This window comes from Chryseobacterium sp. SIMBA_028 (genome assembly GCF_046535285.1).
Lineage (GTDB): Bacteria > Bacteroidota > Bacteroidia > Flavobacteriales > Weeksellaceae > Chryseobacterium.
This window is the reverse complement of record NZ_JAWRWZ010000257.1, coordinates 1-274: the sequence shown is the minus strand read 5'-3', so window position 1 is coordinate 274 and position 274 is coordinate 1. Positions and strand designations below refer to the sequence as shown.

General features: G+C 61.3%; 1 protein-coding gene. It reads right to left on the bottom strand.

The genetic code is table 11. The features are described 5' to 3' along the window. The coding region (locus tag SCA31_RS23360; RefSeq protein ID WP_410699405.1) for a hypothetical protein at positions 1–274 on the bottom strand (274 nt) is incomplete at both ends.

The window sequence follows — 274 nt, the reverse complement described above, 5'->3', positions numbered from 1 at the left end:
ACTTCTCGCGGATGACCACGAAGGTGCCGAGCACCGACGAAGCAAACAACGAACCGATCGACTGGGTGAACAGGAAGATCACCAGGAAGTTGACGATATAGGGCATGCCCTTGGCGAGCACGGCGGCAAAGCCCTTGGACATCACCGGCGGCAGGAACATCGCGGCACCGGCGGCGACCATCGCCTGGCTCAGATACATTTCCGGCGGCCGTGTCAGGCTGGTCGACTGGCTGTCGATATAGGCACCAGCAGCGATCAGGATCAGCGCCAGCAC